Genomic DNA, 16,159 nt, shown 5'->3' with positions numbered 1-16,159 from the left:
CATTCTGCTGTAAAATACAAGAAGGCACTGCTTTTACCAAAATGCTCTTGCCCAAGGAGGACTTGCCATGCCCCTTCCCCCCGATCTTCGCAGGGTCGAACGGATATCCGCAAAAAACAAGGTGCTGCAGCAGCTTCAGACGTGGATTATCGACGGGACCCTGCAGCCTGGAGAGAAAATCCTCGATACCGAGCTCGCAGACGCCATCGGAGTCAGCCGCACCCCTGTTCGGGAAGCGCTGCAAATTTTGGAGCTCCAGGGCTTTGTGGAAATGCAGCCCGGTGTGGAAACCCGCGTGACCCGGCTTGGACCGGCCGATGTGCCCAACATCTACCGACCGCTGATCGCCTTGGAAGCGCTGGCCGCCGAGCTGGTCGTGCCCAAGATAACAGATACGGTCCTTGACAAATTGACCGAACTGAACAACCAGTTTGCCGAAGCGATCGAGACAAGCCAGTCGTTTGCCGCCATGGAGCTGGACGAAGCGTTTCACAAGCTCATCCACGAAACGGCCGGAAACACGTACATATCGTCTTTTACCGCTCTTTTGCACATGCATTTGCGCCGGCTGAAGTTTGTCTTTTTTCAGCAGTTTCTCCCCGCCCGCGCTTCGGTGGAAGAGCACAGCGTACTGATTCAGGCCTTGCGCGAGAAAAATGTGGCCGCATCCGTGCAGGCAATGACGCAAAACTGGCTCCGACCGATGCATGAGGTAACCCGCCAACTGGAAAATAACGAAAAGGAGACTTCTCATGAAAAGTCCAATGATTGAGCTTTCCCGGATCGAATCAAGTGACGAAAGAGCGGAATACCGCTCCCTTTTGCTCTTGGCCGATGACTGGGAGGAGGCTGTTGACCAGTACATGTACGAGGGAGAACTGTACGTTGCCCGCGATCAGCATGGCCAGGTGCTGGGCGTATGCCTGATGCACATGTTGTCCCCTTTGGATGCGGAAATCAAAAATATCGCTGTCAAGCCGGAATGCCGCGGCCAAGGAGCAGGCAAAGCCGTAATTGAGCAGCTCTGCCGCCTTTTCGCCCAAAAAGGGTTCAAACGGATTATTGTCGGAACAGCCAACTCGAGCATCGACAATTTGGCTTTTTACCAAAAGGCAGGCTTCCGCATGACCGGGATTCGCAAAGATTTTTTCCTGTCCTATCCGGAGCCCGTGATTGAAAACGGAATTCGAGCATGGGACATGGTTATGTTTGAACGTACGCTTTCTCATTCTTGACTCCAAGGCTCGAAAATGCCGCTTCGGGATGACTCGCTTGGGCGAGCCGCGGATGATTCCTCGCCTGGTCGCATATACTACCCGGAAAAACGGGTGGGATGACGGTGTCAAAGCATACAGACAATCGAAACAACGACAGACAGTCTCAAGAGAAGGACAAACAGGAAGGCGAGTTCTTTTACTTCGATCTGTCGGACGAACACCATGAGAAGCTCTTGGAGAAGGAATTGCGGGAGGCCCATGAAAACCCTTTGGGCCCGCTGGAAGAGGTCACGAAAGTCGAATATTGAAAACAGCCTCGATGGCTCCGGCATTGCGTGGCGACGGCCGGAGCCTTTATCCTCCCTGCCTCTTTCCGGGAGGACCCGGGAAGTTTGCTTCCTTTCCTTCTACTTGCTCCTTTCTCTTCTTCCGACGGAGAGGCGCGCTCCTCGATTCCCTGGCTTTTGACAACCGATAGAATGAGCTGTATAATTATCTTAAATTTGAGATATGTACCGACTTTGCATGAAAAGGGGGTGCACGCGTGTCCGAAGAACAGAAGCATCGCGACGACTCGCTTCAGCTCATGGTGGTTTTGGCCCGGGCCTATAACTGGGTAACGGCTCACACCACAAGGGAAATCCGTCAGCATGGATTAAATCCCACCGAATTTGGCGTACTTGAGGTTCTGTATCATAAAGGTCCCCAGCCACTTCAGCAAATTGGCGAAAAGATCCTCATCTCAAGCGGCAATATTACCTACGTAGTGGACAAACTAGAGAAGAAGCAGCTGTTGGTCCGCAAGCCCTGCGCAGAAGATCGGCGAGTGATTTACGCAGAGCTGACGGAGAAAGGAACGAAATTTTTGGCTTCCATCTTTCCTTCCCACAAAATAGCGATCGAACAAGCCGTAAGCGGTCTTGATCCGGAGGAAAAAGGGAAGGCCATCGAGCTGTTAAAAAAGTTAGGGCGCTCTGCCCAGGAACGCTTTCACAAATAAGAAAACATGGAAGGTTAAAAACTTCTTGACAATGTCTTTGATACGTAATAATCTTAAAATCAAGATTTATCATTTTAAGGTTAGATACTTTCGTTTTGAAAGGGGAATAAGAAAAACATGAGTAAAGTTTTATTTATCAAAGCCAATAACCGTCCCGTGGAGCAAGCGGTCAGCGTCAAGCTGTACCAGGCCTTCGTGGAATCTTATAAAGCGGCCCATCCGCAGGACGAGATCGTAGAGTTGGATCTGTTCGCAGAAAACCTTCCATACTACGACGTGGAAAAAATCAACGCCATGTTCAAGCAGGGCAAAGAAATGGAACTGACTGCTGACGAGCAAAAAGCTGCCGAGCTGGTCAACAAATACCTGAACCAGTTTATCGAAGCAGAAAAAGTGATGATTGCCTTCCCTCTATGGAACTTCACCGTTCCGGCTGTCCTTCACACTTACTTCGACTATCTGTGCCAAGCCGGCAAAACGTTCCGTTACACCGCAGAAGGTCCGATCGGCCTGTTGAACAACAAAAAAGTGGCGCTGTTGAACGCACGCGGCGGCGTATACTCCGAAGGCCCCGCTGCCAATGCGGAAATGGCGGTGAAATACGTGCAAACCATTCTGGGCTTCCTCGGCGTGAAAGACATGTCCACCGTGATCGTTGAAGGCCACAACGCGTTCCCTGACAAAGCGGAAGCGCTCATTCAAGAAGGCATTGAAAAGGCTGCAAAACTGGCGGAATCCTTCTAAGGCCCGCCGGCCTTTTTGGACTAATATCTCAAATTTAAAATACTTTAATTTGAAATTAATTTGACAAGGAGTGCATATTTTATGGTAAATGCAGGTTTGTTGATCATTCGTCTTGTCGTCGGTCTTACGTTTGCCGCTCACGGCACGCAAAAACTGTTTGGCTGGTTTGGCGGTCACGGGTTGAAGGGGACGGGCGGCTGGTTTGATTCCATCGGCATGAAGCCCGGAGTCACGATGGCTTTGCTGGCCGGATTGAGTGAGCTGGTAGGCGGTCTGCTGTTCGCTGCCGGGGTTGGCGCCTGGATTGGTGCTGTATTGATCATCGGCACGATGCTGGCAGCGATTGTAAAAGTCCATGGGGCCAACGGATACTGGGCTACGCAAAACGGCTTCGAGTACAATCTGACATTGATTGCTGTCGCATTGGGCGTCGCTCTGATCGGCCCCGGGGCTTACACTTTGTTGTAAACCGTACAAAGCTATGCATGGCGTGCCATACCGTGATGCTATACACTGCTCGTAAGAAGATACTCTCTTCGCCATCCATTTCGAGCAAATAGGAGGAGCCATTATGCAAATATCTGTCTATACACCTGAGCAGCAAGGAAAAGGCCATTTTGGCAATGGCGAAATCGTGGAGAACAAGCCGATTGCTTTTCCCCACGAGGATACGGCTGTAAAGCGCGTCGGCCCTCTCTTTTACTGGGCCTGGGCCAAATCGCTGACTACGTTTGAAATACCGCTGCACCCGCATTCCGGCTTTGAAATCGTGTCGTACGTGCTCAGCGGCACGGTTGGCCACCGCGATACGCTGGGCAACCTGCAGCAAGTATCCACCGGCGGAGCGCAGGTCATGCAGACGGGATCGGGCGCCTATCACGCCGAAGAAATGAGTACAGGCACCGAAATGTTTCAGATCTGGTTTGAGCCGCATCTTTCCCAAGCGGTCAAGGTGCCTCCCACCTACAACCAGTACAATCATGAAGAGTTTCCGCTTGACGTGATTGACGGCGTACAGGTCAAACGGATTATCGGTACGGATGCCCCGATTTCCCTGGTGACCGACTCTTTGATGAGAGACCTCGTCATCCCGCCGGCTCATTCCTACACCTGGCAGCTTCCAAAAGGGTACTCTCTGGCAGCAGTAGTCGTCACAGGCAAAGGTGAGCTGCTGCCGGCAGCGGACGGGGGAGCCACCGGACTTCACAGCGGCGATTTTGCTGTAGTGTCCGTCGATCAGGCCGAAGCGCTCCAGTTTACAGCCTCTTCCGATGAAGAGCTCCGCCTCGTCGTCATTCAAGTGCCATCCGAGGTGGCGTATCCGCTATATCGAAAGTAAACCGCGAAACAAACGTCCAATCTGTACGATTCAAACAGGCCGCTCCTGCAATAGAGCGGCCTGTTTGTTTGCTTTTGCATACTCTCGCCGCTTCCAAGAGACAATAACAGGGAATGATTGACAAAAGCATCGCAGTGAAAGGGCGTTTTACCATGGAAGAACTTGTACTGGCTCGAGCCACATTTGGCACTACGATGGCCTTTCACATCATCTTTGCCACGTTGGGCGTAGGGCTCCCCTTGATGATTTTGCTGGCGGAAATTCTCTTCCAGCGCACCCGGGACCGCGACTACGAGCTGATGGCCAAACGCTGGACAAAAGGACAGGCCATTCTGCTCGGCGTGGCGATTCCCTCCGGCACCATCGCGGGCGTACAGCTGTCCCTTTTGTGGCCCGGCTTCATGGAAGTGGTCGGGAAAGTCATCTCCCTGCCGTTTCAAATCGAAATTTTCGCCTTTTTCCTGGAGGCGCTCTTTATGTCCATCTACGTCTATGCGGCTGATCGATTGACCCCGATGCTGCGGCTCGTTTCTGTTTTTATGGTGCTGATCGGAGCTGCGGCTTCGGCTGTTCTCATCACCAATGTCCACGCTTTTGAGGGCACCCCTGCCGGATTCCGCATTGAAAACGGAGAGGTTGTCGACGTGGACCCATGGGCGGCATTTTTTAATCCGAGCTTTTTCGTCACAGCCGGCCATGTCGTCGTCTCCGCATTTATGACCGGCGCTTTTGCCATTGCGTCTGTTGCTGCCTGGAAGATGATCAAGCTGAGCAAGGAGAGCCGGGAATACGCCTTTCACCAAAAAGCGCTGCTCCTTGGCTTGATCGTCGGCGGCACTTTCTCGCTCTTGACCGCCTTGAACGGACACGAGTCGGCCCAGATGCTGCATCGCTATCAACCGGAGAAGCTGGCGGCAGCCGAAGGGCTGTTCCAGACCCAGGCCTACGCCCCGCTTGCCATCGGAGGTTTTACCGACCCCGAAACCCAGGAAGTGAAATACGGGATCGAGATTCCCTGGATGCTCAGCTTTTTGGCGGGAAACCGCTTTGACGAGGTGGTGGTCGGGCTCAACGACTTTCCTCGGGAATACTGGCCTCCCCTGTATATCCACACCTTGTTCAACGGCATGGTGGGAATCGGTTCCCTGCTGATTGTGGTCGGATTGCTCGGCTTCGCCTGGAAAAAGCTGCTTCGCCGTTCCGTCTTTCCGCGCTGGGTGCTGGGTATCTTTGTCCTTAGCGGCCCGCTGGCTTTGCTCGGCATCGAATTCGGCTGGATTTTCGCCTGTACGGGCCGACAGCCATGGGTGATCTATCGGGTGATGCGCACCGCCGACTCTGTCACCCAATCGGCCGGGATCGGTCCGCTGTTTGTCACCTTTTTGGCCGTATACCTGTTTCTCGGCATTGTCACCATTCTGGTCTTTCGCAGCTATTTTGGCCGACACCCCCTGGAGCTGCAGCCGACGGATCGGCCGTCGGGAGAAACAGCCCCTTAACTTGACGCGAGGAGGCTTCTGTCGATGACAGATACGATTTTGGCGATCACGCTGCTGTGGATTTTTGTGGTGATTTACGCGGTAGCCGCGTCCTTTGACTTCGGCGCGGGCTTTTGGTCGATGATTTACGCAAACCGCATAAACACAAAGGCGACCAGCATCGCCAACCGCTACCTGTCTCCGTCCTGGGAGGTCGTCAACGTGTTCATCGTGCTGATCGTTGTCGGCCTGGTCACGTTTTTTCCGGGGGCCATGTACACGCTGGGAACCGTGCTGCTCATCCCCGGCAGTCTCATCCTCCTGCTGATTTTGATCCGCAGCGCCTTCATGGTCTTCTCCCATCTCGTCCGCAAATACGATAAAACGCTGGCCTTCTTTTCCGGAATCAGCGGCCTGTTCATCCCGGCTCTGCTGATATTGGTCCTGCCGATGACACAGGGCGGATTTATTCAAAACATCGACGGGGCGGAGCGACTGGACTGGGGCGCGATGCTCACAAGTCCGCATGTGTACGCCTATGTGGGACTTGCTGTCAGCAGCACCCTTTTTCTCTCCTCGCTGCTTTTGGCGGACTACTCCCGCGTAGCCAAAGCATCGCATGCGTTCCAAGTCTATCGGCGCGACGCCATCCTGCTCGGTCCCTTCACCCTCCTTGCCGCCGTATTGACAGTGGTCACGATGCAGACGGAAGCGGGATGGCTGTATGAAAAGCTGCTTGCCTATCTCCCCTGGCTGATCGCCTCCGTCGCGTGGTTCTTTTTTGGCTATATCGCTCTCTTGATCCCGCCTCGGCAAAAACGTCTTGCCTACGCTCCGCGGCTTGCCGTCGTCGGCGTCGTTATTCAATATCTGCTGGCAAGCTACGCATATGGAGCCGCCCGTCTGCCCTACATCGTGTACCCTACCATCACGATCGAATCAGGCTTTACCCACCCCAACACGTTTCGGGCGCTGTTCGTCAGCTACCTGGTCGGCTTTGCCATCCTCATCCCCGGATTTATTTTTTTCTGGCGCATGTTTATGAAGGACGAACAGTATATTCAGCAAAAATAAACATCGAAAAATACGAAAAACGCGCTACCTGTAAACCAAAGCCATTTCCCCTTTACCGCTTTCTCTCCGGGTCAGTTCTCGGAGAGCGTTTTTTTGTACATTCATGCTGTCGGAAGACGTTCCGAACTGCTTTGTTCTATGTGTACCGCCACTCCCCATTCGCCCAGGCAAGCTTTCTTTCGAAAACATGTGGTTAGACCGTTCCAAAAAAACAGGTCCAACTTTTGGATTTTCGTCAAGAAATACGAAGAAATCTTTAGAAAATTGGAGAAAACAGCAGAATGCCGCACCAAAATATGGGCTTTTTGCCTTTTGAGCAATTTTGACAATGATTATCATTATCAATATTGTATATTTTGTACCAACGCCTGTGCGATAATCGCCGGTCCGACTGATAAACGGTTTATCGACACGTACTTGAACAAGGAGGGTGCAATATGCACACACAGCCGTTAGCTGTCCAAAACAGATGGAAAATGCGAGACTTTATCACACTTGCCATTTTCAATGTGGTCATGCTTATTATTATGACGATTTGCCCGATTTTTACGGTTGTTTCTCATCTGGTTGTCGGAGGAGCTACGGCGCTGCTCAATGGCCCGCTCTACATGGTCATGTCCAATAAAATCGACAAACGCGGAGTCCTGTTCTTCACATGCATCATCACCGGTCTGTATTTTGTCGCTTTTGGCTATGTCTATTACCTGCTGACGCTGGCTGTGATCGGAATTATTTGCGAACTGATCGTATGGGGAAGAGACGCTTACAAAAATCCGGTCCGCAATGCCATCGGCTACGCTGTTTTCTACGTTGGCTACTCGCTTTGCGGCGTCGTGCCGCTTATATTTTTCCGGGAGCAGTACCTGGCTGTTGTAAAGAAAGGCTATTCGCCGGAACAGCTTGAGACGATGCTTTATTATTTCGAGACGCCGAGCATGATCCTTCTCATGTGCGCAATTTCCGCTGTCGGCGGGCTGGCCGGATGCTTTATCGGCAATCGGCTGATGAAAAAGCACGTGAAGAAGGCAAAGCTGGCATGAACAGGCTCGGTCCCAAAACGCATGTGTTTGTACTGATACTGGCAAGCATTCTATCCACGCTTGTCAGCCTTCCCTTGCAAGCTCATTTGATGGTGATCGCAAGCGCCTTGTATATGCTGGGAAACAAGCTGCCCAAAAAGGCTTTTTCTTTTGTCCTGTTGTACGCCGCTGTCATGACGATCCTCACTGTTTTGCCGGATGGCGCAGGAACAGCGGTGATCATTTTGTATACACTGGCCAGAATGCTCCCGATGGCCATGATCGGGACTGTACTGTTGCATTCTACACCGAGCAGCATCATGTGCGCTTTTGAGAGAGCATACGTCCCTAAAGCTGTGTTGGTCATCATCTGTATCCTCTTCCGCTTCTTGCCTGTCGTCCTGCTCGAAATGAAAGCGATTCGGGACGGTATCCGAGCCAGAGGGATCTTTCCGCGCTGGTACAGCGCCCTGCTCCATCCAGCCATGGCTTACGAGTGTTTTTTCGTGCCGTTGATCGTCCGCTGTCTGAAGCTGTCGGCAGAGCTGGCCTCGTCAGCAGAGCTGCGGGGGATTGAATGCGGCTGCGCCAGAACCTCCATCCATCCCGTAGGCTTTCGGGCGGCAGACGGCGTAGCGATAGGATTGTATGCGCTGATCGGGACTGCCATTTATTTTACGGGAGGTTTGAACCTGTGATCGAATTGTACGGCGTCACCTTCCGCTATGGTCATGACGGCGCCGGGGCCGAGAGCGACTCCGGCGTGCAAGAGATCAATCTGTCTGTGAAAAAAGGCCAGTGCGTGGTGCTTTGCGGCCGCTCAGGGTCTGGAAAAAGCACGATCATGCGCCTGATCAATGGGCTTGCACCGAGCTTTTATGTCGGGACTCTTTCCGGACAGGTACACGTCGACGGAAGATTTCCCGCGGCCCTTAGTCCCGAGGAGCGCCCCAGATTGATGGGTGTCGTGTTTCAAGACCCCCGGAGCCAGTTTTTCATGGATCATGTCCGCGACGAGCTGGCGTTTTCAGCCGAAAACCTTGGAATTCCGCCGGATGAAATCAAGCACCGGATCGAAAGGCAAGCGAGAGATCTCGGCATTTCCCATTTGCTTGACCGTTCTCTGCATATGCTGTCAAGCGGTCAGAAGCAACGCGTGGCCATCGCAGCCGCGTCCATTCTTTCGCCGCCTCTTCTGCTCCTTGACGAGCCTTGCGCCAATCTCGATCCTGCCTGGACGCAAAGCTTGGTTGACATCCTCGCCAAGCTCAAACAAAACGGCACTACCCTCTTAATCAGCGAGCATCGGCTGCATCCGCTTTTGCCTGTTGCCGATCTATTCGTCTGCATGGACAAGGGAAAAATCGCACGAACGTGGACAAAAGAAGAATTTTCCCGGCTTTCCTATGAAGAAGTGCGTCCGTACGGGTTGCGACACCCGGATATGGCAAAAAGCCGACTGGAGAGCCAACCGGCGGTAGCGTCGCAAGCAGGCTCCATCCTGGAAGGACGCGGTTTAACCTATCAGCACAAGAGAAACGGCGGCGGCATTCAAGACGTGGACATTACACTCTCCTCAGGAAGCGTGACGGCGCTGACGGGTGAAAACGGAGCGGGCAAAACCACCCTGTGCAAGGTTCTGTGCGGCCTTCTCCGCCAGCACAAGGGAGCCGTTTTCAGTCGGGGAAGCCGCTTGTCCGCAAGCCAAAGACGAGCCTGCAGTTATCTTGTCATGCAGGACGCAGACTACCAGCTCTATGCGGACAGTGTAGGGAATGAGGTCGTTCTGGGCAGGCGTGTCGATGCCGCAATGCGACAGAAGGCCTACGAAGCACTGGAAGCCTTTGGCCTGGCAAAGCTCCGTGACCGGCATCCCGCCTCCCTCTCCGGCGGAGAGAAGCAGCGGGTCACCATGGCCGCTGCTTACTGCTCGGACGCGGAACTGGTCATACTCGACGAGCCGACAAGCGGACTTGACGGCGACAACGTACGTAAAGTCGCCGCCTGGGTAAAGAAAATCGCGCTGTCCGGCAAGACCGTCGTCATCATTACGCACGACAGCATCCTTGCAGAGCTTGCATGCAATCAGATCCTCGAGCTGAAGCCTCGGGCAAAAGGAAGTGAGAAGCGTTGAAAAAGAAGGAGAAAACAGGCATCCCAAGGCTGTTGGAGCTCGCAGGAGAAAAAAAATCGCTCATGGCATGGTCGGCGCTTTTATCGACCGTGAGCGTATTTTTCATGCTTGTCCCGTATGTTTCGGTTTACTTTGTGATGGCAGAGCTTTTGACTCACGCTTCGAACATTTCCGCTGTGGACACGGCTTACGTGATCCAATGGGCTCTGTGGGGCGTTGGGGGAATGGCGCTGGGGTACTTGTTCATGTACGTCGGAGGGATGTGCTCGCATATCGCCGCCTTTCGCATCCTTTATGGCATAAGGGTCAAGCTGTCCCGCCACATCGGCTCGCTTCCGCTTGGCTACTTCAATAAAAATGCCACAGGGAAAATCAAGAAAATCATCGAGCAGGATGTGGAAAAGATCGAGTTGTTCATTGCCCACCAGCTGCCTGATCTGATCAACACCGCCGTCATGCTGACAGCAATCGTCGTCGCGATGTTTTCATTGAACGTCTGGTTTGCCCTGGCATGCGTCATCCCCATGCTGCTCGGGTTTGCCGCGCAATTCTCCATGATGGCCGGCAAAAAAGCGAAAGAAGGGCTGAAGGAGTATTTTGACGCGCTGGAACGCATCAATACCTCATCCATCCAGTATGTGCGAGGCATGCCTTCCATTAAAATTTTCGGGCAAACCGTCCATTCGTTTCGGAAATTCCACGAAGACATGCTCCATTACCGCAACTTCAGCGTCAGGTATACGGACAATTTTCAAAACGGCTATGTTACCTTCAAAGTCGTGATTTTATCCTTGGCGACCTTCTTCTTTCCGGTCGGACTGTTTTTCATCGGCTCAGACCCGCACAACGCGGCTTTTGCCGCTACGCTGCTGTTTTTCCTGGTGATGACGCCGGGCATTTCCACGCCCATTTTCAAACTGAACAGCTTCGCCTCCACCATAAATGCCATCAAGGAAGGGGTCAAGCGCATTGACGAAATCATGGGCGAAGCGGCTGTAAAGGAGGCCGAAGCCGGCAAAACACCTGGTGCTTTTGACATCAGGTTCCGCGATGTGTCCTTTTCTTACGGCGACGAGGGCAGCCCAGAGGTTTTGAAAGGACTCAGCTTTACCGCACAACAGGGAAAAATTACGGCGCTGGTCGGTCCCTCCGGCTCCGGAAAATCGACTGTCGCCCAGCTTATTCCCCGGTTTTGGGACGTGCAAAAAGGTAGTATCGCCATTGGCGGTGTCGATATCCGCGACATGAGAATAAACGAGCTGATGGATACCTTGTCCTTCGTGTTCCAAGATACATTTCTGTTTTCAGACACACTCTACAACAATATTTTGGCGGGCAGGCCGGACGCGACGAAAGACGAGGTCTACGCAGCAGCGCGAGCAGCTCAATGCCACGAGTTTATTGAGCGATTGCCGAACGGCTACGAAACGATGATCGGCGAGGGCGGTGTCTATTTGTCGGGCGGCGAAGAACAGCGAGTATCCGTAGCCAGGGCTATCCTGAAAAATGCGCCTATTCTCGTACTCGATGAAGCCACGGCTTACGCCGATCCGGAAAACGAATACCAGATGCAGCTTGCGCTGCGCGAGCTCATCCGGGACAAAACCGTGCTGATTATCGCCCATCGGCTGACAACCATATGCGAAGCCGATCAGATCATCGTTTTAAAGGATGGACAGATCGAAGAGACAGGCACCCATGGCGAGCTTCTTGACCGCGGGGGGTTATACAAAAGCATGTGGGACGCCTACACGTCCGCCACAGCTTGGACAATCGACTTGTTGCAGGAGAAGGAGGCATTCGCGTGATCATGGAACAGTTGCGCAACATCACTGCCGGCGACCCCCAAAAAATGTTCAAGCCCATCCTCTGGACAGTTGTCGCCAATCTGGCCAACATGCTGCCGTTCGCGTGCATGGCTGCTGCAGTAAGCATGCTTTACGCCTACTATGCAAAGGAACAGCCTGCTCTGAACATGCAAGGCTTATGGCTCGCATGGGGAGGAATGGCGCTGTCCCTGGGCCTCTTGTTTCTTTGCGAACGGAAGTCTTACCGCTCCACTTACCGCGGTGCGTACGAATCCTCCGCCGAAGGGCGGACAAAGGTTGCCGAGCATATGCGAAAGCTCCCTCTTGGCTTCCTCGCGAGAAAAGATCCCGGAGAGCTGGGCCATATGATGATGAATGATTTTACCCATCTGGAAAATGCCTCCACCCATCTTTTGCCGCAGCTTGTGAGCGGCGCAATCATTCCGATGCTCGCTACTTTTGGTCTGCTTTTTATGGACTGGCGAATGGCTCTGGCCATGCTTGCGGGATTTCCCGTTTCGGTACTGTTGCTATGGGCCGTTTCCGGTTTGGAACGCAAGCTGGGAACCCGCCACTCCAGGGCCAAAATCGTCCAGGCCAATTGCTTGCAGGAGTACCTCTTCGGGATGAAGGTCATCAAGGCCTACAACCTGCGCGGCGATAACTTTACACGTCTGGAACAGGCGTTTTTTCGATATATGAAAGAGAGCATCAAGCTGGAGGGCGTGCTGGGGCCTTTCTTTTTGATCGCCATGGCTTTTATGCAAACCGGCGTTTCCCTGATGACGATCGTGGGCGTTTATCTCATCTTAGGCGGAGAGCTTACAGTCCCTTCGTTTGCGATGTTTTTGCTGGTGGGCACTCGTGTGTTCGACCCTCTGTCCGTTGCCATCATGCGGCTGCCTGCTTTCAAGTATGACGCCATGGCCGGAAAGCGCATTGTCAGCCTGCTGAATGAGCCCGTCATGAGCGGCGAAAAAGAACCGCCGGAGGGTCACGATATTCGCTTTGACAATGTGACCTTTGGCTATGACCAGAACCTTGTGCTGGATCATGTTTCGGTAGAAATGAAAGAAGGGACGCTCACCGCAATCGTCGGCCCTTCGGGAAGCGGGAAAAGCACGCTGCTGCGCCTGATCGCGCGGTTTTACGACCCTCAGAGCGGCAAGGTCTTGTTTGGCGGATGCGATGAACGCGAGCTGGACCCGGAAAAGCTCATGAAGCACATCTCCATGGTATTCCAGGACGTGTACCTGTTTCAGGACACGATCGGCAACAATATCCGCTACGGCCGGGAGAACGCCTCGCAAGCGGAAATCGAAGCAGCCGCCAAAGAGGCTGGCTGCCATGATTTCATCATGAAGCTGCCGCATGGCTATGAGACCATGGTCGGCGAAGGCGGCTCCACCCTCTCTGGCGGGGAACGTCAGCGTATCTCCATCGCCCGGGCCATACTCAAAAACGCTCCCGTGATCTTGCTCGACGAGGCCACCTCCTCCCTCGATCCGGAGAATGAGGCACAGCTGCAAAAGGCGATCAGCCGTCTAATCAAGGGGCGCACTGTCATCATGATCGCCCATCGGCTGAAAACCGTTGTGAACGCAGACAACATTATCGTGCTGGACAAAGGCAAAATCGTCGAACAAGGACGGCATGAGGAGCTGATCAAAAACGACGGACTGTACGCCAAATTGTGGATGCTCCAAACCAAAACAAGCGGCTGGAGGATAACTGCTTAGTTCTCGGATTTGAGACTCCCACGGCTAACGCCGCAAGCTGACACCTTGGGTATCAGTGGGATTCTTGGGTGGTAGTCGGAAGTGCATTTCTGCTATCCGTAGTTCCCCCAAGTTCAGGGCTGTCTCATCAGCCCGTCCCACGGCAGAGCATATAGCTCCGTAGGCTGGCAGACTGTTACCATCTGCTCTTACAAATGTTTTAGCGTCTTGTTCTTGACGACTTCATACATTTTACGCTCAAGAAGATTCGCTTGAGCAACCCCAGATGTATGCTGTTTTCAAAAGAGCCCCGCCCATCCCATGAAGGGATGTTCGGGCAAAGCCGTCTTTCATCCCACGATGAAAACCGTGGGCTTTCAGTCGGCAATTACTGTAATCGACCACGCTGCGGAACGTGGAACACGTCCGCAAAAAAAATTCATTCCAACAAAAAAGCCTCCTCCCGATCAACGGGAGGAAGCCATCTCTTTTACCAGCATCGTTCCTTCCTGGGCATATTGCGTATGCCAGGAAAATGCCTTTTCCAATACATGCGGTGTGTGGCCGCCGCGGGTCAGCGCTTCCTCGAAATAGTCGCGAAGCTGGTCGCGGTACAGCGGATGCGCACAGTTTTCGATGATCAGACGGGCTCTCTCGCGGGGAGCCAGTCCGCGCAGGTCAGCCAGCCCCTGCTCGGTCACGATGACGTCCACATCGTGCTCGGTGTGATCCACATGGGACACGAACGGCACGATACTGGAGATGTGTCCGTTTTTGGCAATCGACTTGGTGACGAAGATTGCGAGACGGGCATTTCGGGCAAAATCGCCCGATCCGCCAATGCCGTTCATCATGCGCGTGCCTGACACATTGGTCGAATTGACGTTGCCGTAAATATCCACTTCCAGGGCCGTATTGATGGAAATCAGCCCTAGTCGGCGGATCAGCTCCGGATGGTTGGTGATCTCCTGCGGCCGAAGCAGCAGCTTGTCGCGATACAGGTGCAGGTTTTCCATGACGTGCTTCATTTTTTCCGCCGTCAGCGTGATGGAGCAGCCGGAAGCAAAGGCAATCTTGCCCGCATCCAGCAGGTCGAACACAGCATCCTGCAGAACTTCGGAAAACACCGTCAAGCCGGAAAACTCGGACTCCAAAAACCCGTTAAACACCGCGTTTGCAACGGTCCCGATCCCCGATTGAAGCGGAGCCAGATTGCGCGGCAAGCGGCCCTTTTCCACCTCTTCGCGCAAAAAGCGGATCAGGTGGCCTGCCATGACCGCCGTCTCCTCGTCCGGTTCGACGATGGTCGACGGAGAGTCCATTTGATTGGTGATGACAATGCCTCTGACCTTTGCCGGGTCGACCGGTATGCCGATTTGGCCGATGCGCTGGTCGACCTTGGTCAGCGGGATTGGTTCGCGCTCTCCCTGTTTCCCTGGCGTGTACACATCGTGCAGACCTTCCAACGCCGTGGAATGCGCCATGTTCAGTTCAATGATGACATGCTTGGCATATTCGACAAAGATATTCGAGTTCCCGACCGATGTGGCGGGAATGATGTATCCGTCTTCGGTTACTGCAACCGCTTCCACAATCGCGTAATCTATTTCGTCCAGCACGCCGGAGCGAATCCATTCGGCTGTGTGGGACAAATGCTGGTCGATAAACATCATTTCGCCGCTGTTGATTTTTTTCCGCATGACCGGATCGGCCTGAAACGGCAGCCGCTTGCGAATAATGCCTGCCTCGGCCATGATCGCGTCGACATCAGAGCCGAGCGATGCCCCTGTATAGACGTTGACGGAAAACGGTTTTCTTTCCCGCTTTGCCCGTTCGGCCAGTGCGATCGGAACGACTTTGGCGTCCCCTGCCCGGGTAAAGCCGCTTAATCCCAATGTCATGCCGTCTTCGATCCAGCTTGCCGCTTCTTCTGCTTGAACAATTTTATCGTGAAGGCGTTTATCGCGTAAGCGCTCCCATACCATGTATGACCACCTGCCACTTTCGATCTTGTTGTTTTTACAGTATCATACGGTCACTGAGCGGGCACTCGATTTGGGGCGAAACAGCAAAATTCGCGGTGGAGCAGAAAATTTGGCGGCTAATCGTCTGGGGGTGGATGACTGAATCGGAACCGCTTCTGGCAACTTGTGGCCTTCCTATTTACTGCCTGTCGATCGAGCTTTGGTGGAGGAGATGAAAAAGCAGAAAACGTTCAAGGTACGGTGGGACACTTACTGTGGGTAGGGGTGTCCGGCTGCACTCCAAAAGCGGAACCGCGTCCAAAAGCAGCGGTCTCGGGGAAGCTGCTCAGAGTTGGACGCTGAGAACGTGTTCCGCTTTTTCCGTTCCGCCTGGGCGGTGTCCCAAAGACTTTCGCGTTTTCTGCTTTTTCATCTCTACAGCGTTTGGTTTCTTTCGAACAGTGCTTTCGTAAATCAGAGAAGAGGGAAAGATAGAAATGGAGAAAGTGCAAGCGGATCTGATCCACACCACACCTTCATCGGATAAGCCATCCTGCCGTAACTTTTGTCCACCTCTGGACAATGACGCAATGATTTCCCCTATTCAGTCATTCCCCCACTAGATGGGGCTGTCCGAGAACCAAATTGGATGTATTGGTATCGT

Annotated in this window: 15 protein-coding genes; 14 read left to right on the top strand and 1 reads right to left on the bottom strand. The window is 53.3% G+C overall.

Annotated features, from left to right (window positions below):
* Positions 1-67 precede the first annotated feature (67 nt).
* From Q3F21_RS21715 to Q3F21_RS21650, 14 genes are all read left to right on the top strand, one after another.
* Entirely contained in the window at positions 68-772 is a 705-nt protein-coding gene (locus Q3F21_RS21715; protein ID WP_340257750.1) for a GntR family transcriptional regulator, read from the top strand.
* Complete coding sequence (locus Q3F21_RS21710; RefSeq protein WP_340257746.1) at positions 753-1,235, top strand: GNAT family N-acetyltransferase; 483 nt, start codon at positions 753-755, stop codon at positions 1,233-1,235. Before Q3F21_RS21715 ends, Q3F21_RS21710 begins: the two co-directional genes overlap by 20 nt.
* A 104-nt stretch (positions 1,236-1,339) precedes the next feature.
* On the top strand, positions 1,340-1,525 hold the full coding sequence (locus tag Q3F21_RS21705; protein ID WP_340257743.1) for a hypothetical protein: 186 nt from the start codon (positions 1,340-1,342) through the stop codon (positions 1,523-1,525).
* A gap of 278 nt (positions 1,526-1,803) precedes the next feature.
* Positions 1,804-2,217 (top strand): MarR family winged helix-turn-helix transcriptional regulator, encoded by a 414-nt coding sequence (locus tag Q3F21_RS21700; RefSeq protein ID WP_340257788.1) that lies wholly within the window; start codon positions 1,804-1,806, stop codon positions 2,215-2,217.
* Between the two features lie 117 nt (positions 2,218-2,334).
* Positions 2,335-2,961 (top strand): FMN-dependent NADH-azoreductase, encoded by a 627-nt coding sequence (locus Q3F21_RS21695; protein ID WP_340257741.1) that lies wholly within the window; start codon positions 2,335-2,337, stop codon positions 2,959-2,961.
* 81 nt (positions 2,962-3,042) lie between these two features.
* Complete coding sequence (locus Q3F21_RS21690; protein ID WP_340257739.1) at positions 3,043-3,429, top strand: DoxX family protein; 387 nt, start codon at positions 3,043-3,045, stop codon at positions 3,427-3,429.
* 103 nt (positions 3,430-3,532) lie between these two features.
* Entirely contained in the window at positions 3,533-4,300 is a 768-nt protein-coding gene (locus Q3F21_RS21685; protein ID WP_340257737.1) for a pirin family protein, read from the top strand.
* Between the two features lie 152 nt (positions 4,301-4,452).
* Complete coding sequence (locus Q3F21_RS21680) at positions 4,453-5,799, top strand: cytochrome ubiquinol oxidase subunit I (RefSeq protein WP_340257735.1); 1,347 nt, start codon at positions 4,453-4,455, stop codon at positions 5,797-5,799.
* A gap of 24 nt (positions 5,800-5,823) precedes the next feature.
* Entirely contained in the window at positions 5,824-6,852 is a 1,029-nt protein-coding gene (locus Q3F21_RS21675) for a cytochrome d ubiquinol oxidase subunit II (RefSeq protein ID WP_340257733.1), read from the top strand.
* 437 nt (positions 6,853-7,289) lie between these two features.
* Entirely contained in the window at positions 7,290-7,892 is a 603-nt protein-coding gene (locus Q3F21_RS21670; RefSeq protein ID WP_340257731.1) for an MptD family putative ECF transporter S component, read from the top strand.
* Positions 7,889-8,569 (top strand): energy-coupling factor transporter transmembrane component T family protein, encoded by a 681-nt coding sequence (locus Q3F21_RS21665; protein WP_340257729.1) that lies wholly within the window; start codon positions 7,889-7,891, stop codon positions 8,567-8,569. The genes Q3F21_RS21670 and Q3F21_RS21665 overlap by 4 nt, the downstream gene beginning before the upstream one ends.
* Entirely contained in the window at positions 8,566-10,005 is a 1,440-nt protein-coding gene (locus Q3F21_RS21660) for an ABC transporter ATP-binding protein (RefSeq protein ID WP_340257727.1), read from the top strand. Before Q3F21_RS21665 ends, Q3F21_RS21660 begins: the two co-directional genes overlap by 4 nt.
* Positions 10,002-11,813 carry an ABC transporter ATP-binding protein gene (locus tag Q3F21_RS21655; RefSeq protein ID WP_340257725.1) on the top strand — a complete coding sequence of 604 codons (1,812 nt, stop codon included), beginning with the start codon at positions 10,002-10,004 and terminating at the stop codon, positions 11,811-11,813. The genes Q3F21_RS21660 and Q3F21_RS21655 overlap by 4 nt, the downstream gene beginning before the upstream one ends.
* 2 nt (positions 11,814-11,815) lie before the next feature.
* Entirely contained in the window at positions 11,816-13,552 is a 1,737-nt protein-coding gene (locus Q3F21_RS21650) for an ABC transporter ATP-binding protein (RefSeq protein ID WP_340257786.1), read from the top strand.
* 446 nt (positions 13,553-13,998) lie between these two features.
* Here the strand turns inward: Q3F21_RS21650 and Q3F21_RS21645 are convergent, their stop codons facing one another.
* Positions 13,999-15,516 (bottom strand): succinate CoA transferase, encoded by a 1,518-nt coding sequence (locus Q3F21_RS21645; RefSeq protein WP_340257723.1) that lies wholly within the window; start codon positions 15,514-15,516, stop codon positions 13,999-14,001.
* Between the last annotated feature and the right edge of the window lie 643 nt (positions 15,517-16,159).

Source organism: Brevibacillus borstelensis (genome assembly GCF_037834415.1).
GTDB lineage: Bacteria > Bacillota > Bacilli > Brevibacillales > Brevibacillaceae > Brevibacillus > Brevibacillus borstelensis_A.
This window is presented reverse-complemented; position numbering and strand designations above follow the sequence as displayed.